Here is a 17041-nt window from a genome sequence, read left to right as displayed (position 1 = left end):
TCTGAAAGAAAATTATTTCAAAAATCTTACTCCAATTGTTAAATCAATTCTTGTAAGAGAAAAGCTGGCGGGGACCACAGTCCCATTATTATCAAATTCAGACATTTGAGCAATATTTAGTTCGCCTCCAAGGCCTATTCCAAAGTTTTCAGTAAGTAAGAGGTCTGTGCTTATGCCAAATGCTAAACCAAATGTTTGGCCTTCCTGATAAAATGGAATGCCATCTCCTTTTCCATCCGTTCGATAGGAGATGACACCTCCTGAAAGGAAGTAATTCATAACGTGATCATCATAGAGGAAGCTTCTATAGAGAAGCGAAACAGCCAAATAGTTAAATTTTATATATTCATCTCTCAAACTTGAGAAGCCAAATGCTGTACTGACCGGAGGCTCAAAGTCTTGGTTTGCTTTGGTAGAAATACGATTATACTTCCCCCCTATACCAAAATCTTCCCAAATGAAATAATGAAGCTCTCCACCGATGTTCCATAATGACTGAACCTGGCTCTTATAAGCCTGTGGTAGTCCATCATATCCTCCAAATTGATAGGTATAACCAGAATTTAAAGAGAGGCGAATTTTAGCAGGTTTAAATTCCTCAATGACTACCCTATCGTCGTTACTTGGTTGCTGCGGTTCGTTTTCTTCAGATGAAATTTCTGATTTTTTGTACTGCCGTATCTGGGAAACAGGGAGTCTAGACCGCATGAGTAGAATTCCACTTTTATCGAAGACTGAAAAGTGAATGAAATCGCTTGTAATCCTTGTGATTTTACATTCGATAGAATCCCCATCGTTGGTTACTATCAGATCTTGAGCATTTGAAAAATGAAATGTCAGACATAACAACCAAAAAATGATATACTTTTTACCGTTATTCATCTCACTTTACAACACTTCTATGTTTCCTATCACCTATTCGGTTTTAAGTCAAACACTCTGGTTATATTAAAACCATAGTGAATATCACCATTCCAGAAATCATCGGTAGTTTCCCCAATAAATCCTCGTTCGTTCATCTGTACTGCATTTGTAAAGTGAAGTTGGAATACATGTCCACCGGTTTCAATATCGAAACCTACAGCAAATGCGTTTTGAAACTGATCTGATTTATTTGATAACTGCGGATAGTATTCAGAGACGAGGGCTATCCTGTTTGTGAGCTTATATCTTGCACCTATACCTATCGCTATCAATAGATTATCATCATCATTGGTAGGGACTAAATTTCTTTGAATTATTGTTGGGGCTAATTGAAAACTAAAATTTGGACTGAATTTTCTCGCAATTAAAAGCTGTGCGGTATAGGCATTGCGATCGATTCCTTCTAATCCTACTCGGTCTACTGTTTTACGAGCTATGCTAACAAAAGCAGTCATTGTGACTGGGGTGCTGTTCGATTGTCTTAAGAATCGATATTTAGCGAATGCGTCTATGACTTTGTCAAAGGAGGATCTGCCTATTCCTAAATTAAGATTATCCGTTAGCCCGTACTCAAGTCCTAATCGGATGTTTGCAAAATCAAGACCATAAAACTCCTTGTAACCTGAATTTAGGGTGCCAAATCTGTGACTTATTATAAATTCTAAAACTCCGTTTGAGCGTGTCTCTATCGAATGACCATTAATAACTCTGGTGCCTTTAAAGGTAGCAGATACGTATCCTTTTTCTTCCGCTCCTTCAGCTTCCAATAGTTCCATTAATTCATCCTGTCCTAATGCACTTAAGGAAAGGATAAATAGAATGAGTACACTAATCTTTTTCATAAGGTGAATATTCGAGATTGGCTGTTACTTCTACTTCTTCAGCAATATTATAAAATACAGCCTTTGGAATTTTAATTTTGTAGTCTTTCAGTTTTATTGGAAAAACGGTAGACAATTTAAGCTCCGCTCCATTAAAATCTAATTCCCCTTCGATGGTAATATCTTTGGTTACACCATGCATCTCCAATGTTCCTTCAGCAGTTGCATTGGTGATACCATTACTGCCGTCCCAGTTTACCAATTTTCCTTTAAATATAGCTTTGGGAAACTTTTCAGATTCGAGATAATTTTCATTGAAATGTTCTTCCATAAGCTTTTTCTCGAAACTGAATGACTTAATTGGCACCACAATTACTATTGCCATATTACTTAAATCTACCAGGCTGCTTGCATTTTCATTGATTGCTTCTATATCCTCCATGGGAGCATCTGAGAAAAACTTGATATAGGTATTCGTTGATTTGTAGCGTTGCGAAAACCCTAACAAGCAGGAAAGTAGAAATCCCAGAAATAACAATTTTTTAATCATATCTCAATTTAATTATCCTTCGCTCCATCATCCACCCAGCATGCAATGATATCTATTTCATCTTGCGTAAGGGTACCTGGCGACCTTGGCATAGAGCCACTTTGTGTTCGACTTTTAATGTTGGATGCCATGGCTAATACATTGTCCTTGTCTGTCCAATTTCTATTTGCCCCATTATCTCCATTATGACAGCCTGAAAATGTACATTCCCGCTGTAAAAGAGGCATTATATCTCCTGATAGACTTACCATTGAACTGACATATACATCTGTGGTGGCGGAACATCCAGAATCATCTGAAACAGTTATTTCATGCGCTCCTGAACCAACATTGCTGAATGTGTTAGCAGACTGACTAGTACCTCCATCAAGTGAATAAGTAAAGACTCCATCCCCACCAGACGCTTCAATTGCAATTGATCCTGATGCGTCCAGACAATCAGAATCAGTGGTTGTCACTGAAATTGAAATCCCATCAGTTGAATTTAAGGTTGCATTAACTTGAGAAGTACACCCATTTGAATCTCGAATGGTAACCGTAATACTGCCAGCCACCAAACCTGAAAATTCAGATGAAGATTGAAAGTCGACTCCATTTATGCTGAATTCATAGGGCTCATTACCTCCCGAACCCATCAATGAAATACTTCCTGTACCACTACATGTGGGTTCTACAGTGCTAGATATAGCTACCGATAGATCGGTCTGGCTACAATCAATGTCTGGATCCTCATCATTATCAGAGCATCCCATAAAAACTATGAAAGGAAGAAGTGTTGCGTAGAGTAGTAGATTTTTCATGCCTAATGTTGTTGATCCATAATAAAATTACCTATTAATGTAACAACATTAAAAGTATATACCTTATTTATTCATTAGTTATCTAAGGCACCATCATCTACCCAACAGGCGATTAGATCAATCTCACTTTGAGGAAGCGTGCTACCACGAGGCATACTCCGAGCCTGGGTTTCCGACTTAATTCTTATTGCATTTGAAATAATACTTGAGCTAGTCGTCAGATTTGGGGATTGAGATCCATTGTGACAACCAGAAATTGCGCAACTATTAGTAATGATTGGAATAATATCGGATTCTAAACTGGCTGTTGAATTAACTCGCACTGTTTTATTCACCTGACAATTTTCATCATCTTTTACTGTAACGGAGTACTCCCCTGGAGCAAGGGAACTAAAAGTGTTTTGTTCTGCAAAAGCTCCTTCATTTAATGAAAACTGAAGTGTCCCTGAACCTCCATTCGCAATTGCTTCTAAAGTGCCAGTTGCAGAGGTACAATCCGATTTAGTCGTTTCAAGAGTAAGTTCAATTCCGGTAGGTTCTGATTCCAACTTGAAGGAAACTTCAGCTGTGCACCCCAAAGCATCTTTAGCAGTAATAACAAAATTGCCTGCAAAGAGGTCTGAAAAAACATTGGATTCAACAAAATCGACTCCATTAATACTGAAGGTATAAGGTTCTTCTCCACCTGATGCCGTCACCTCTATGAAACCAGGAACTTCACAATCTGATTTCTTAAAATCGCTAACATTTATCTCTAGTGACTCCAGGCAGACAATATTCAAATCTTCCTCACTATTGTTTGCGCAACCTGATAATAACAATAGAACTATAAGATGCTTAACTACTTTAGAATTCATAACTTATAAACGGATTAATCTGTCCAACTAGATTTCTGCAAATGAAATAAGTTGGTTCAATAATTAAATTCATCATTATTTGTCTTCACAATCTCCCAGGTATGATCTGAAAGTAAACGCACTTCAGCTTCAAATGAAGCGTAAGGGAATGATTTACCCCACTCATCTGGACTTACCATAGATAGTAAGTCAGTACCATTTTTCTTCCTATACAAATAATAGATTTTGCCGATGACCGGCTGAAAAGGGACATTAGCCATATAAATACGTTCAGAAACTGCTACTCTATCCTGCAGGTATTTTGCCTGCTCTATCAGGGTCTGCATTTGTTCATAAAGCTGCCTGAATTGCCTATCCGTTTGGTCATGCATGGCTGATACTGCAGTTCCTTTGATTCGCCCTTTATCCTCAGGTTTAATGATGGCACTTCCAGCATGATGGGCATATTCAATAAGGCCGGGTATATCAGTAATCTTTTCTTTTTCCTTTTCTAAATCTATTTGGGCAATATCTACCTTATTTTTGCTCATTCGTTAAGTTCATGTTTGTCTTTGTTCCATGGCGCTCTTGTTCTTTGACTAATGTCAATTACAATAAAAACCATTATGACAATAAAAATGATTACTCCAATCAGGAAATATTTCTTAGACTTTGTCATACTTGCATTCTTGAACCATCAAAGTTGAATAATAGTTTAAAAATAATATGATAGTAGAAGGTAAAATCGTAGAGAAATTCGACACACAAAACATTAATGACACGTTTAAAAAACGTGAATTCATATTAGAGTTTGCGGAGAATCCACAATACCCTGAATTTATCAAGTTCGAATTGATACAAAGTAATTGTGATCAGTTAGATTCTGTGAACGTTGGAGATGATGTAACCGTAAACTTTAATCTAAAGGGAAGGAAATGGACAGACCCACAAGGACAGGTAAAATACTTTAACAGTCTACAAGCATGGAGAGTAGATACTAAATCCAGCAGTGGTGCCAGTAATGAAACTCCTCCTCCAACCACTCAAGAATGGGCAAAGGAAGATTTCTCGAAAGATGACGACTTGCCTTTCTAGCGTTTCTTTCTGAAAGTAATTGGAATGTAATCGTCAGTCGGTAAACCGAGGTGAGCCAGATCCCAATTTTTGTCATATCCATTGACTAGCTGACGAATACATTCCACTCTATCTTCTGTTGGATATGGGCAATCATCCCAATGAAAGATTTCAACCCGATATTGATATTGTTTCTTAATTCCATTGACTCGAACTTCAACTTCAATATCTTGTTCTTCGTTAAGTTGGGGTATTTCAATTCCAATTATTCCCATGTGATTAATAGTTTATATCTTCAAACTGGCAAATAATATACCTAAATCTGTAACCTACTATTATTCAGATCGTTATCGTCTAACCTAATGAAGTACAATTTTCAATTTCGGACATTTTTTTGTTCAAATTCATTCATGCCTGTGAATTGGATTTTCTTGCTTTTAATGATGGGCTGCAATGCTGATCCTCAGCGAAGACCATCACCTTTAAGAACTGACAGCACATTTATTAATGGGGTTAATGCTTACATTGAGTTTAGTAGTCCTGGTGTGAAGAATAGAGAAATTTTTGGAGCAGGGCAAGATTTTTTAGTCCCTTATGGAGTTATGTGGAGAACCGGAGCAAATGATGCCACTTATATTTCCATTGATGGAGCCGTAAAAGTAGATAGCGTTCTTCTCGATAGCGGCAAGTATTCACTATTCTCCATACCTAATGAACAAGAGTGGACAATCATATTCAATAAAGAATGGGAACAATGGGGCAGCTATAATTATAAAGACTCTTTGGACGTCCTAAGAATTAAGGTGCGTCCGAAATATGCTGATCAGTCACAAGAAAGAATGCTTTTCTATTTCGCAGATGATTCTCTTAAATTTAGATGGGATAAAGTAAGATGGGCAATTCCATTTACTAACCATCCTTGAGTACTTCATTCACCACTCTCACTTTTAATCGAGACATGCTTGTAATGATATCATCACATTCATGAAGCAAAAATCTCTTCTTCATCACTTTAGGATCAAAGAAGCCTATATAAACATCACCGTTTTCCTCCCAAACCAGAATCTTCATAGGAAGATCTAAAGCGGTAGTCTGCCTACATGAGATCAACTCGATCATTAGGTTCGGATCTTCAAACAATATCATTCTTGTCGGAGGAATTTTTACTCCGTATTCCTCTGCCACTTTATCATGTTCGACGGTTTCGAAATAGGCAAGTTTTTTCTGCTTGATTACCTCGATTAATCGATCGACAGTTTCATCTACAGATTTGTTACTGCGATAGGTTGTAAGATTCTGGGCGCTCAAACTCAGTGAAGCAATAAATAATAGGGCGAATAGTAGACGCTTCATAAAACAAATTATTTGATGACACTAATATAATGTGTTCAAAGCAACAAAGCCTTCAGCAAGTAAATGGAGTTATTAAATTTATCTCATAGATTAGCGCTAGGAATGGATTATTTTTACTGCCCTAACGGATAAACCCGATTTATGAACATATATGCCAAACTCACCATACTTTGTCTTTTCCTTGTTCTATTTACCGCAGGTGTACTTTCATTTTTCGCAGATCAAAAAGTAGAACAGACTTTAAAGGAAGAGATTGTAACGAGTATGACTCAGCAATCCAAAGGGATTAGTTCAGATATTGGAAGATTCATGTTTTCCAGACTGAATGATATTAAAATGGCGGCCCGCAACCCATACTTTGTTGATGCTGGTGTTGATCCCGAATTACTCACCGAAAGATTACAAGAGTTAGAAAATCTAAATAGTCTTTATTACTCATTTTCCTTTTTTAACAATGACAGGATAAGAATTGCTGACAGTAAACGAATTTCAATTGGTAAACAGCATCCCAATGATAGTTATTGGGCAAAACTTGAATCCGGACAAGATGTGACGGTAAATGTATCTAAATCTGTTTCTGTTGGACGAGTGGTGATGCACTTCGCTTCGCGAGTTTATGATGATTTGAACCAACAAGTTGGTGTTTTGGTAGGGAGAATACTGGTTGATGAGCTTTATAAAATTGTTGGGGAATATTCACTAAGTGCAGATACCTCTAGAAATCTGGATATTCATTTAATTGACAATGAAGGTAAAATTCTATACTCAAATACTAACCCATCGAGTATTCTAACTGCTCAATACAGTCAGTTCAATCTCATATCCCCTTTAAATGAACCGGGGGTTAATTTCCTTGAGACGGAAGATGCATTATATTTTGTCACCCGTGAAACCAACTACTTGTCTTTCGAGGGAAATGATTGGATCTTAATACTTAGTATTCCAAAAGAACGTGCTTATGCACCTCTTACTCAAATTCGATCCCAGATACTCTTAGCTGTATTACCAGTAATAATATTGGCAATTATTCTCTCACTAATTGCTGCCAATATCTTCGTGAAACCTATCGTGAAGCTTAGTAATGCAGCTGAGGAGCTTAGTAAAGGGAATCTTGATGTTGAGCTTCCTACAGGATCGAAGGATGAAATCGGGAAACTTGCGAAACAAATGGCGAATACTTCTCAGAGTCTCATTGGACAAATAGAAGAGCAACGTCAAACCAACAAGCAACTCATTGATCAAAAGACTCAGATTGAGATGCAGAAGAATCAGCTGATGCAAGTATCGTCTCAAATCAGGGATAGTATAAGCTATGCTGAGAGAATTCAGCGATCTACTCTACCTCCAATCGGCACTCTTAGAGGAGTTTTCCCAGAATCTTTTGTGACCTACAAACCAAAAGATATCATTGGAGGAGACTTTTATTGGTTTGAAAGAGTTCGAAGAGGCAATAATGAATATATGATCGTTGCTTGTGGTGATTGTACCGGACATGGAGTACCAGGAGCAATTATGTCGATTATGGGTAGTAACCAGCTAACTAACATTGTTTACTACCAAAATTACCTTGACCCTAAGAAAATCATTTCCAGACTGGACAAAGTGATCAAATTTGAATTGCAAAGGGAAACAGAAGAGGTGAATCGAGATGGAATGGAGATCGGTATTTGTGTCATTGATCTCGATACATTGAAAATGGAATTTGCCGGTGCTGGAATACCGCTCAGAATTATGAAACATGGGAGTGAGAAATTGACTATTTATAAAACACCTCGTCAGATGGTTGGAGGTATTGAAGGAGATGAACAAGAAGTACATGCCCAATTAAGCAAAGATGTAATTCAGCTTGATGTTAAGGATAGAATATACCTATCATCAGATGGATTCCAAGATCAATTTGGAGGTGACTTTGACAAAAAGTTCATGTCTAAGAATTTCAATAAACTGATCGAGCAATCATCCAACAAGCCTATTCTTGAGCAGCAAAAAATTATTGAAAGCACTTTTAGAGATTGGTCTAAAAATACCAGTCAAACCGATGATGTCTGCGTGCTTGGTTTTGAGGTAAAATAAGTTTGAGTTGAGATAAATAAAAACTCCACTAAAGTGGAGCTAAAATATCTTCGTTGACAGTCATCTCATAGAGCTGAGATAACGAAACATTGAGTGAATCCAGCAGCTCATCATCCATTTCAATATCAGGATCAAGATCTTCCATTTCTTTCAGGGTATGGCCTTTAGATCTGATAGCATCTACTGATCTAAGACATATCCTCGTCCATGATTGAGGACTGATATTTTGAGTGCACCAATTCTTAAAACTGCTTGCTTTTGTAGCCATCCAAATATTAGAGTTTAAATCCAATGATGGAGATATCATCATTTAAGCTAGTTCCAGACTTCCAGGTCTGCAAAGTATTCATTAAGAACTCTCTCTGCTCACCCATAGGTTTCCCCTGAATCGACTTAAGCATTTCTTCAAACTTCTCATATGAAAACTTCACCCCATCTTCATTAACCTGATTATAGTAACCATTGGAATACATGTAATATGACGCCTCTGGTTCTATTCCAATTTTATCAGCAATAGGATCGTCGTAATGATCACCATCATCGCCTTTCAATAAGGTAGACTTTTGACCATTAAAAACAATCATATCCTGATTGATACCGCTAAATTGTAATGTATTTGCATTATGATCAAATACTGCTACAGAAACTTTTACATCACATTGGAGCTCATCCGATCCAGCAGCATCCAATTCGTATTTTAGTTCATTTATTATTTCACCTGAATGAAAGATTTTTCTGTCGTGGGTCAGGTAATTGAGAACAGAATCTGCAATTAATGTCTTTAGTGCGCCCACTATCCCTTTACCATCAAATTCGATTAGGGAAACAACAGTATAATCTTCTGACCTAAAGTTTAGTCTTGTCGTCCATACAAACTCCTCACTGAACAAGTACTTGGTTTCAAAAATTACAAAGTGATCCTTAAACTGACGGCTAAGGTATCTGTCATTAGGAAGCATCGATTGCTGAAGTAAACCAGCGTATCTAATACTATCTATTAACCTTTTATTGATTTTATTAAGTTCTTCAGTTCTTGCTTGAACCCTATTTTCAAGTTCAACATTACTGTCCTCCAACTCCTTGATGTGTTCCTCACTTTCAGCTGCCTGTTGATAGGTTTCAATTGCTCTTTCAAGCACGCCTTTCATCTCCTCAAAGTTCCATGGTTTAGTGATGTACTTAAAAATTCCACATCTATTTATTCCATCCTTAATGGCTTCTATATCAGTAAATCCAGTAAGTATAATTTTGATAACATCGGGATGATCAGGAAGTATTTTTTCAAGAAACTGTGTGCCAGTCATCTCGGGCATTCGTTGATCTGTAACGATTACCTGAATCTCTTCTTGATTTAAAATGTCTATGGCTTCAATTGGGTTTGTTGAAGTGTGGACATTAAAAAACTTTCGAAAATTAGCCTTAAACACACGAAGGTTAGTTGCCTCATCATCTACATATAGTAATGAGAACTTTTTTTTCTGTGTTGGTCTATCAATTTGTTGCTGGTCATGAATCTCTTCCATCCTGCCCTTGGTCTAATGTTATCAATTTTAATTACTTTCAGCTACCTCTTTATCCTCTTTCTGCTTGATCGGGGTGATCTTCTTAGGCAAGGTAATGACAAACTCTGTTCCCTTACCAACTTCGCTCGCTAGTTCAATCTTACCGCCGTGTTTTTCTATAATACCGTATGTAATGGACATTCCTAAACCTGTACCTACACCTACCTCCTTAGTAGTGAAGAATGGTTCCCAAATTCGGTTTTTAATTTCTTCAGGAATACCAACACCATTATCCTTAATTCGAACAAATACTTCATTGTCTGCCTCTTCCGTGTAAATCGTGATTTCAGCATCCTTCTTTTCTTCCGGCATTGCCTGAACAGCATTGTTGAGTATATTCATGAAAACCTGATTAAGCTGACCTGGATAACACTCAATATCATGCATACTTTCATCGTAATGCTTAGTGATCTCGATTTTACCCTTTGTCTTATTCCTAAGAAGGGTTAAGGTTGCGTCAATGTTTTCGTTAATGTTGGCATTCTTAGCTTCTTCTTCATCAAGTCTGGAGAATACTCTAAGCCCTTTGACAATCTCAATTGTTCGCTGAACACCATAATTGATGTCATTAATTAAATCATCCAGCTCATCTACGATTTCATCATACTCGTGCTCTTCCTTGAGTTCTTTCACTGCCTCTAGTACATCCTCCGGATCATCGCCATCATCTAGTCGTGTATACTCTTCTGATATTTCCCTCATGGCTTCAATTGACATCTTCAATGATACCATTCCACTGGAAATAAAGTTAATTGGATTATTAATCTCGTGTGCAATACCGGCAGTTAATTGTCCAAGTGATGCCATCTTCTCAGAGTGCACCAATTGTGACTGAGCACCTTTCAATGAAGAAAGCGCATTTGCCAATTCTTCTTTTGATTTCTGCTCGTTTTCAAGTAGTGATTGTAGCTTTTTCTCTGCAAGGAATAGCTTTTCATTATCCTGAAGTTGCTTATCAGCAAGCTCTCTGATTTCAACCTCAGAATCTTGTAATTTCTTATACGCGAGGTTCAACTCATCCTGAGCGGCAATTAATCGTTCATTAATCTTGATTTGCTCTTCGGATGATTTGAGTAGCTTGGCCTCTGACTCTTTGAGTTTATTGTTTTTCTCTTCAAGCTCTTTTCGAGACAGGAATAGTTTCTTGTTAATTAGTTTCTGCTTCTGGAAGTTAATCTTCAGCTGCTGCTCAGATTTTTTAACTTTCACAAAGGCCTTGTTTGCAGATAAATAGTTTTCACTGGCAAGCTTCACAAGCGGTCTAAAGATGAAAAATCCTTGAACCAAGAATATACCAATGAAAATTGAAAACCCTACATATTCAGCCAGGCCAATACTGGCCCCTCTGTTTTGCGCATTATCTACAAAATAATTCGTGATCTTATCTACGCCTTCTTCGTATTTGTCAACCGAATTGATCAAGCCACTTATGGCCTTTCTCAATGACAGCCTATTGATGTTCGATTCGTCCATACTGAATGAGGCATCCAGCGCATTACGAGTGTTACTGTTCATGTCAAAAAACAAGAACTTTAGTTCATCTTGTAGTGCTACATATTCATCCGACTGAGACGGTTGTGATATATTCAAATCCTGGTCACCTTGAATTAGTGCCTGGTGTCCTTTTACCCATTGAGGATAAACTCTCCTAAGTTCTTTTTTGAAGTAATCAAACTGAGCTTGATTTCTGGCATACCCCATCCCCACAGCTGACTTTACAATCTGTTGCCCCATAGCTGCCTGATCAGCAGAAACTTGAACGATTCGTGGGTCTTGATTGAATGAGTCTTTAATTTCTTTTTGCAGAACAAATACGTAATACGCAATCGCTCCAATCAAAACCAATGCGGTTAAAATATAAACATTGGCATATAAATCCTTCTTTAACATACCTTAGACATAGTTGGTTAAACTCTTAACTAGTTAATCTATACTGCCATTGAATTAAAAAAATCCTATTAGCAAGTCCCTCAAATCTATAGCAAAAAAACGTTTATTGGAAATATTACATTTTTATACAGATTTTCCATTAGAACCGCCTAATTATATTACCTAAGATCATTTGAGCATTGACTACCTATACTAAAGTAATAAAGAAAACCAACTTTGCGTACCGTTAAATTTTCGTCAAGTCTTATAAAGAACATAGCTTTGTGAATAGAATATTTGTGCTGGATTGCTGTAACCTTAATCAATTGATACTCACGAAGAAGTTTTAGGCGATTAAACATTTGGTTTAATTAGTCATAAGTTCTTACTTTTCCAGCCCAAAGAAAATTACCCCTATTTATGGATTATCTGAGGAGTTATAAAAACATATACGATCAAAATATTATTCTAATGTTCAAAGGTGAATTAACCTTTGACCTGGTGACTGCCATGATAGGGACATTGGAAGAAAGATTAGAGGAATTAGAGGAGAACAGGAAGGTGAAAAAGAAGTTTTATAACGTTGCTACAGAATGTATCCAAAACTTGTATTACCACCTGGATGAAGTGAATGCAGATGACATGAAAGTAAGCAGCTATGATTCCAACTCTGCACTTATCATGATCTCAGCAAGGAAAAGGTTTTATAGCCTTCAAACAGGTAATTATATTCCGTCTGACAAGACAAAAGAAATTCAAAAGAGACTTGATGATATTAATGCGGTTGATGCCGATGAACTTAGAGCACTTTATAAGCGTGTGCTTGCAGAGCAAGAGTTTTCCGATAAGGGTACAGGAGGATTGGGCTTTATAGATATAGCCAGAAAGACCGGTGGTCAGAAGTTGAGATACAAATTTCAACCTGTAACTGACAAGGTAAGCTATTTTACTTTTCAAATTAGATTACCAAGATTAGAAGCGTAGACCACACAGTATAACCACAAACCGGAGAGATTTATGGAAAAAGTATTCATCGAACCAACAAGGACAACCCCACTGATCAACTTTGATCCTGATGAAGGTTTGTTAGAAATGAAAGGAAGATCAAGTCCTGAAAATTCAATTCAGTTTTATCAGCGTGTCTTAGAAAACCTTGATGAATATGCTGTTTCCGGTGGTCAGGAATTTACTGTTAATATTGCATTTGAATACTTTAATACAAGCTCGTCTAAATGTCTCTTTGATGTTTTCAAACGATTAAGTAGAATTGAAGCTAGTGGTAGGACGATCACGATAAATTGGTACTATGAAGAAGGAGATGAGGATATGATGGAAGCAGGTGAAGATTATAGTGATCTGCTGGATTTAGATTTCAATTTTTACGAAATAGAAGAAGACGATATGTGATCGCATATAAATATCAATGAATACTAACCAGGAGCTTTATCATGATGAAATTGAAAGTCTGAGAAGATTCAGATCAAAGATTGAAACACATGCAATCTATAAAGAAGATTTGGATGACTTTTCAGATGAGTATGAAGAACTGGTTGCTCAAGCAAAAGTTATCACACGAGTTTCTGATCGTCTTCAGAAGAAGCTCGATAATGCAAACATGCAAATTCGTGAGCAAAACGAAGAAATTAAAGATAAAAACGTACAGCTCGCTGACACTGTAGATCAGCTTGCCAAAGCCAAGGTAGGCAGGCGAGCATCAACGATCCTTTTTACAGTTGCTGTGGTTCTGTTCATTCTGGAACAAGTCCTTTTAGAACCGATTATTGATGAATACTTTGATACTCAATTTGTCAGCCTTGGTATTCTAGGATTATTATTTATGCTAGTAAAATTCTCTGAAGGTGCTCTTGAGAGCTACTTCATGAATAAGGAGAAAAAGAAAATTCTTGCAAACGAGCAAAACAATATAGTGGATGTCTCTAAATCCTAAACAGCTAAAACTTGCACGACAAGTTACCAGCGGATTTAAATTTCCGCTATTCTTAATCAGAAGTCTGCCAATGGGGTGGATTGCAGGATTGAGGGTTAGAAAACTTAGCAGGGAATCATGTACCACATCCGTTCCATTTAAGTACCTAACCAAAAACCCTTTTAAGTCAACCTACTTTGCAGTTCAGAGCATGGCTGCAGAACTTTCAACTGCAACTCCATGTCTACTAGCCATAACTGGTAAAAAACCCTCTGTTGCATTTATAATTGTAGACCTTAAGGCTTCCTTTTCAAAAAAGGCGACTGATAGAGTTTATTTCACGTGTGATGACGGTGCAAATGCATTTGAGGCAGTAGAAAAATGTATAGAGACCGGTGAAGCTACTCAGGCGACTTTTAAGACTATAGGGAAAATGAAAGATGGGACTATTGTTTCTGAATTTGAATTTACCTGGTCTTTCAAACAACGAGAATCATAGATCCTTTAAAAGGATATTTGTCTGACCAGATTTCCATTGATCTTCTATTTTTTCAAGCCTATCCTCTATGCTTTGAAAAGCTTTAGATTTTCGTGGGTCAAAATCTTTCATGCCTTGCTGTTCGTATCGCTCCAAAACAGTGTGCATGTCCATTTTATGAATATCAAAACTAGGTTGATAAGCCACATCTTCAGAATCTATTCTAGTGATCAATTCAGATTTTTCTAAATCATAGCAGATATCAACAACGTATCTACGTGGTACATTGATCATACTTGCCAATTCATTGAGGGTCATCGGTCCCTTCTTATTTTCGAATTTCTTAATCACTCGATATAAGAGAAGCAACATCAACTTTTTACGGTGGCTTAAACTGAGTTTTAATTTCTCAGAATTCATCTCCCACTGATCAATGTATTGAATACCATAGCAAACCTCAGCTCCAAACAAAACAATCAACCAACTAATCTGGAGCCAGATTAAAAATAAAGGAAGAAAAGCGATGCTACCATATATCGCATCGTACTTTGAAAAAGCAAACTGAACGGATATAAATGCTTGTTGGTTCAGCTGATATAATGTTCCAGCTACTATACCTGCAGCTAATGCAGGCCATAATTTTACACGTGTATTGGGGAAGATGAGATATAGCCCAAAAAGCAATAACCAGAGTAATGTGTATGGAAGCAGTTTTAGCAGGAAAATAATACCAGAACGTAACTGGCCCAAAAATTCCATTTGAGAAATGAACTGCTGAATGGTGTCCTTCACAAATAGAGTAGCACTACTCGCAACGATTAATAAAATTGGTCCAAGAAGAATTACTGCGACATAGTCAGATACTTTCCGTTCCCACCTTCTGCTTTTTTTGATATCCCACATATCATTAAAAGCTGCTTCAATATTCATTAACAAACGAATTACTGTGAATATTAATATCACAATGGATATTCCTGTGATAATGCCACCACTGGCTTCATTGAGCATTTTATCCGCAAATGAAAGGACATTTTCAAGAATTTCTTCCTGCCCTGTAAAGTACTTGTTGAGCTCCTCATCCATCAGCTTTCTGATTCCGAAAGCCTCTGCGATCGCTACCACCATGGCGATGACAGGTACAAGTGAAAGCATTGAAAAATATGTCAAAGCTGAAGCTTTTTCAGCACACTTATCGTGGATGAACTCCTTTATAGCGATGACCCATACTCGTATAAAGCCGTAGAGATATCTCTTCCTTTTGGGGAGAGACTTTAGCTTAATCCGCCACAAATCTATTTCAATAAACCGCTGAATTTGATTCAGTTTCTTAGTCATCCACTGTGATTTTGGCGAAAAGATAAAAAGAAAAAGGGCACTTGGTATCTGCGCTGTAAAAAGAAAAAGGGGTTAGCACCCCTTTTTCACCTAATCACCTGTAAAAATCACCTATCATCCTATGACATGAAGATATAACTAATAACAACTTTAATAGCTACACCCCTATGCTAGATCTCTTTAACTCCAGAATCGTAATTTCTGGTAGAATACCTATTCTTCCCGGGTAACCGATAAATCCATATCCTCTATTTACATACAACGATTGATTTCCCGCCTGGTAAAGATCGGCCCATTGTTTATATCGATATTGAACTGGACTCCATCTAAAATCACCAATTTCAATTCCAAATTGCATACCATGTGTATGACCGGCGAGCATAAGATCAATGTCTTTATATTCTTGTCGAATCTGTGCGTCCCAATGACTAGGATCATGAGACATTAGAATCTTGTATGGTTTTTCTTCCGCTCCAATAATGGTTTTGGACATATCTCCATATTTTGAAAATCTGCCTGCGCCCCAGTTCTCACATCCGAGAATCGCAATTTCCTCACCATCTACTTTAAGCGTTCGGTTTTCATTCAAAAGCAAATCGTAACCCATGTAGGCATGCATTTCATGGATATTTTTGATATCCTTCTGTTTGGCTGCTTCGGACGACCATTCGGTATAATCACCATAGTCGTGATTGCCCATCACAGAATAAACTCCTAGAGGAGCATTTACCTTTTTGAAAACATCAAGATAATCTTTCGCCTCTTCGCTTCTATTATTTACAAGATCACCCGTGAAAAATGCGATATCGGGTTTTTGAGCATTAAGCATATCCACACCTCCCTCAACGGCCGTTTTATTAAAAAAACTTCCCGTGTGAATATCTGAGATCTGTGCTACACGAATTCCGTCAAATGCTTTTGGCAAATTGGGTGAATAGACCACTCTTTTCCGAACCCTATAATCATGAGCTCCTGAAATAACCCCAAAGCTCATCGTAGCAATTGGAATTGCACCTGCAATCAGTGCTGACTTTTGCATGAAATCAGATCGGGAGGTGGAATGATCTTCTTCGATGAATGGAAATATGTTGACTAACCATGTTACTCCTCTTCTTATATCATCAAGTAATAAGAAGACCGTAGTAAATAGCTTCCCAATGAATAAAACAAAAAAGAAAGTAGTAATGTAGAGTCTTAGGTTCTGAAATATCTTGGGATCGATCTGTCTGTACAACAAAACCCCTACCAAGGAACCAATGCTAAGAACCCAGTATGAGATCCATAAAGTTTTTCTCCATGCAGGGCTCAAACTCTCAGATAATGATTTAACAGCAACAAAGACATAAATGTCTAATACCAGATAAATAGAAACTAGAAAGAAAACGAAATAAATACGACTCATCTCAAAAAAAATCTCCCGCATTTAGCGGGAGAAATTA

20 protein-coding genes are annotated in these 17041 nt (G+C 37.3%); 7 read left to right on the top strand and 13 right to left on the bottom strand.

Going from position 1 to position 17041, the window contains the following annotated elements:
- Nucleotides 1–12: 12 nt before the first annotated feature.
- The 6 genes from ACOMC3_RS06340 to ACOMC3_RS06315 form a co-directional block, all read right to left on the bottom strand.
- Nucleotides 13–882: a hypothetical protein gene (locus tag ACOMC3_RS06340; RefSeq protein ID WP_420318692.1), complete on the bottom strand. Its 870-nt coding sequence runs from the start codon at nt 880–882 to the stop codon at nt 13–15.
- 29 nt (nt 883–911) lie between these two features.
- Entirely contained in the window at nt 912–1766 is an 855-nt protein-coding gene (locus ACOMC3_RS06335; RefSeq protein ID WP_420318691.1) for a DUF5777 family beta-barrel protein, read from the bottom strand.
- Nucleotides 1753–2295: a YceI family protein gene (locus ACOMC3_RS06330; protein WP_420318690.1), complete on the bottom strand. Its 543-nt coding sequence runs from the start codon at nt 2293–2295 to the stop codon at nt 1753–1755. Before ACOMC3_RS06330 ends, ACOMC3_RS06335 begins: the two co-directional genes overlap by 14 nt.
- 8 nt (nt 2296–2303) lie before the next feature.
- Nucleotides 2304–3095 carry a SprB repeat-containing protein gene (locus ACOMC3_RS06325; protein WP_420318689.1) on the bottom strand — a complete coding sequence of 264 codons (792 nt, stop codon included), beginning with the start codon at nt 3093–3095 and terminating at the stop codon, nt 2304–2306.
- Nucleotides 3096–3169: 74 nt separating this feature from the next.
- A complete protein-coding gene (locus tag ACOMC3_RS06320; RefSeq protein ID WP_420318688.1) occupies nt 3170–3952 on the bottom strand; it encodes a hypothetical protein in 783 nt (260 codons plus the stop codon).
- 56 nt (nt 3953–4008) lie between these two features.
- On the bottom strand, nt 4009–4482 hold the full coding sequence (locus ACOMC3_RS06315; RefSeq protein ID WP_420318687.1) for a DUF2452 domain-containing protein: 474 nt from the start codon (nt 4480–4482) through the stop codon (nt 4009–4011).
- A gap of 175 nt (nt 4483–4657) precedes the next feature.
- On the opposite strand from ACOMC3_RS06315, the gene ACOMC3_RS06310 reads away from it, so the two are divergent.
- Nucleotides 4658–5026, top strand: a complete 369-nt coding sequence (locus tag ACOMC3_RS06310; protein ID WP_420318686.1) for a DUF3127 domain-containing protein — start codon at nt 4658–4660, stop codon at nt 5024–5026.
- Here the strand turns inward: ACOMC3_RS06310 and ACOMC3_RS06305 are convergent.
- Nucleotides 5023–5280, bottom strand: a complete 258-nt coding sequence (locus tag ACOMC3_RS06305; RefSeq protein ID WP_420318685.1) for a hypothetical protein — start codon at nt 5278–5280, stop codon at nt 5023–5025. The two genes, ACOMC3_RS06310 and ACOMC3_RS06305, sit on opposite strands and share 4 nt — an antisense overlap.
- 135 nt (nt 5281–5415) lie before the next feature.
- On the opposite strand from ACOMC3_RS06305, the gene ACOMC3_RS06300 reads away from it, so the two are divergent.
- Nucleotides 5416–5928, top strand: a complete 513-nt coding sequence (locus ACOMC3_RS06300; RefSeq protein WP_420318684.1) for a DUF2911 domain-containing protein — start codon at nt 5416–5418, stop codon at nt 5926–5928.
- Here ACOMC3_RS06300 and ACOMC3_RS06295 read toward each other — a convergent pair.
- The gene (locus ACOMC3_RS06295; RefSeq protein ID WP_420318683.1) at nt 5915–6358 is read right to left on the bottom strand and encodes a DUF302 domain-containing protein; all 444 of its coding nucleotides are present in this window, start codon (nt 6356–6358) and stop codon (nt 5915–5917) included. The genes ACOMC3_RS06300 and ACOMC3_RS06295 overlap by 14 nt on opposite strands.
- A gap of 141 nt (nt 6359–6499) precedes the next feature.
- Between ACOMC3_RS06295 and ACOMC3_RS06290 the strand changes: the two genes are divergently transcribed.
- Nucleotides 6500–8431, top strand: coding sequence for a SpoIIE family protein phosphatase (locus ACOMC3_RS06290; RefSeq protein ID WP_420318682.1), 1932 nt, complete (start codon nt 6500–6502; stop codon nt 8429–8431).
- Between the two features lie 28 nt (nt 8432–8459).
- Here the strand turns inward: ACOMC3_RS06290 and ACOMC3_RS06285 are convergent, their stop codons facing one another.
- From ACOMC3_RS06285 to ACOMC3_RS06275, 3 genes are read right to left on the bottom strand one after another with little or no spacing between them, the layout of a single operon-like run.
- Nucleotides 8460–8699, bottom strand: coding sequence for a hypothetical protein (locus tag ACOMC3_RS06285; protein ID WP_420318681.1), 240 nt, complete (start codon nt 8697–8699; stop codon nt 8460–8462).
- Nucleotides 8700–8706: 7 nt separating this feature from the next.
- Nucleotides 8707–9954 (bottom strand): response regulator, encoded by a 1248-nt coding sequence (locus ACOMC3_RS06280; RefSeq protein ID WP_420318680.1) that lies wholly within the window; start codon nt 9952–9954, stop codon nt 8707–8709.
- 27 nt (nt 9955–9981) lie between these two features.
- A complete protein-coding gene (locus ACOMC3_RS06275) occupies nt 9982–11883 on the bottom strand; it encodes an ATP-binding protein (RefSeq protein ID WP_420318679.1) in 1902 nt (633 codons plus the stop codon).
- A gap of 399 nt (nt 11884–12282) precedes the next feature.
- Between ACOMC3_RS06275 and ACOMC3_RS06270 the strand changes: the two genes are divergently transcribed.
- The 4 genes from ACOMC3_RS06270 to ACOMC3_RS06255 are packed head-to-tail and all read left to right on the top strand — an operon-like array spanning nt 12283 to nt 14288.
- Complete coding sequence (locus ACOMC3_RS06270) at nt 12283–12846, top strand: SiaB family protein kinase (RefSeq protein WP_420318678.1); 564 nt, start codon at nt 12283–12285, stop codon at nt 12844–12846.
- A 33-nt stretch (nt 12847–12879) separates the two neighbouring features.
- Nucleotides 12880–13269, top strand: coding sequence for a DUF1987 domain-containing protein (locus ACOMC3_RS06265; RefSeq protein ID WP_420318677.1), 390 nt, complete (start codon nt 12880–12882; stop codon nt 13267–13269).
- A gap of 16 nt (nt 13270–13285) precedes the next feature.
- On the top strand, nt 13286–13810 hold the full coding sequence (locus tag ACOMC3_RS06260) for a hypothetical protein (protein ID WP_420318676.1): 525 nt from the start codon (nt 13286–13288) through the stop codon (nt 13808–13810).
- Nucleotides 13794–14288 carry a thioesterase gene (locus ACOMC3_RS06255; protein WP_420318675.1) on the top strand — a complete coding sequence of 165 codons (495 nt, stop codon included), beginning with the start codon at nt 13794–13796 and terminating at the stop codon, nt 14286–14288. Before ACOMC3_RS06260 ends, ACOMC3_RS06255 begins: the two co-directional genes overlap by 17 nt.
- Here ACOMC3_RS06255 and ACOMC3_RS06250 read toward each other — a convergent pair.
- Nucleotides 14283–15602, bottom strand: a complete 1320-nt coding sequence (locus tag ACOMC3_RS06250) for a YhjD/YihY/BrkB family envelope integrity protein (RefSeq protein ID WP_420318674.1) — start codon at nt 15600–15602, stop codon at nt 14283–14285. The genes ACOMC3_RS06255 and ACOMC3_RS06250 overlap by 6 nt on opposite strands.
- Nucleotides 15603–15759: 157 nt before the next feature.
- Nucleotides 15760–17025, bottom strand: a complete 1266-nt coding sequence (locus tag ACOMC3_RS06245) for a metallophosphoesterase (protein ID WP_420318673.1) — start codon at nt 17023–17025, stop codon at nt 15760–15762.
- Nucleotides 17026–17041 lie beyond the last annotated feature (16 nt).

Origin of the sequence: Ekhidna sp., assembly GCF_965212185.1 — a bacterium.
Taxonomy (GTDB): Bacteria; Bacteroidota; Bacteroidia; order Cytophagales; family Cyclobacteriaceae; genus Ekhidna.
The sequence above is the reverse complement of the archived record's forward strand: the minus strand, read 5'-3'. Positions and strand labels throughout refer to the sequence as shown.

Bases quoted from the DNA above. Each gene is read 5' to 3' on its own strand.
- ACOMC3_RS06340 (WP_420318692.1), bottom strand. From the start codon at position 882: ATGAATAACGGTAAAAAGTATATCATTTTTTGGTTGTTATGTCTGACA.
- ACOMC3_RS06335 (WP_420318691.1), bottom strand. From the start codon at position 1,766: ATGAAAAAGATTAGTGTACTCATTCTATTTATCCTTTCCTTAAGTGCA.
- ACOMC3_RS06330 (WP_420318690.1), bottom strand. From the start codon at position 2,295: ATGATTAAAAAATTGTTATTTCTGGGATTTCTACTTTCCTGCTTGTTA.
- ACOMC3_RS06325 (WP_420318689.1), bottom strand. From the start codon at position 3,095: ATGAAAAATCTACTACTCTACGCAACACTTCTTCCTTTCATAGTTTTT.
- ACOMC3_RS06320 (WP_420318688.1), bottom strand. From the start codon at position 3,952: ATGAATTCTAAAGTAGTTAAGCATCTTATAGTTCTATTGTTATTATCA.
- ACOMC3_RS06315 (WP_420318687.1), bottom strand. From the start codon at position 4,482: ATGAGCAAAAATAAGGTAGATATTGCCCAAATAGATTTAGAAAAGGAA.
- ACOMC3_RS06310 (WP_420318686.1), top strand. From the start codon at position 4,658: ATGATAGTAGAAGGTAAAATCGTAGAGAAATTCGACACACAAAACATT.
- ACOMC3_RS06305 (WP_420318685.1), bottom strand. From the start codon at position 5,280: ATGGGAATAATTGGAATTGAAATACCCCAACTTAACGAAGAACAAGAT.
- ACOMC3_RS06300 (WP_420318684.1), top strand. From the start codon at position 5,416: ATGCCTGTGAATTGGATTTTCTTGCTTTTAATGATGGGCTGCAATGCT.
- ACOMC3_RS06295 (WP_420318683.1), bottom strand. From the start codon at position 6,358: ATGAAGCGTCTACTATTCGCCCTATTATTTATTGCTTCACTGAGTTTG.
- ACOMC3_RS06290 (WP_420318682.1), top strand. From the start codon at position 6,500: ATGAACATATATGCCAAACTCACCATACTTTGTCTTTTCCTTGTTCTA.
- ACOMC3_RS06285 (WP_420318681.1), bottom strand. From the start codon at position 8,699: ATGGCTACAAAAGCAAGCAGTTTTAAGAATTGGTGCACTCAAAATATC.
- ACOMC3_RS06280 (WP_420318680.1), bottom strand. From the start codon at position 9,954: ATGGAAGAGATTCATGACCAGCAACAAATTGATAGACCAACACAGAAA.
- ACOMC3_RS06275 (WP_420318679.1), bottom strand. From the start codon at position 11,883: ATGTTAAAGAAGGATTTATATGCCAATGTTTATATTTTAACCGCATTG.
- ACOMC3_RS06270 (WP_420318678.1), top strand. From the start codon at position 12,283: ATGGATTATCTGAGGAGTTATAAAAACATATACGATCAAAATATTATT.
- ACOMC3_RS06265 (WP_420318677.1), top strand. From the start codon at position 12,880: ATGGAAAAAGTATTCATCGAACCAACAAGGACAACCCCACTGATCAAC.
- ACOMC3_RS06260 (WP_420318676.1), top strand. From the start codon at position 13,286: ATGAATACTAACCAGGAGCTTTATCATGATGAAATTGAAAGTCTGAGA.
- ACOMC3_RS06255 (WP_420318675.1), top strand. From the start codon at position 13,794: ATGTCTCTAAATCCTAAACAGCTAAAACTTGCACGACAAGTTACCAGC.
- ACOMC3_RS06250 (WP_420318674.1), bottom strand. From the start codon at position 15,602: ATGACTAAGAAACTGAATCAAATTCAGCGGTTTATTGAAATAGATTTG.
- ACOMC3_RS06245 (WP_420318673.1), bottom strand. From the start codon at position 17,025: ATGCGGGAGATTTTTTTTGAGATGAGTCGTATTTATTTCGTTTTCTTT.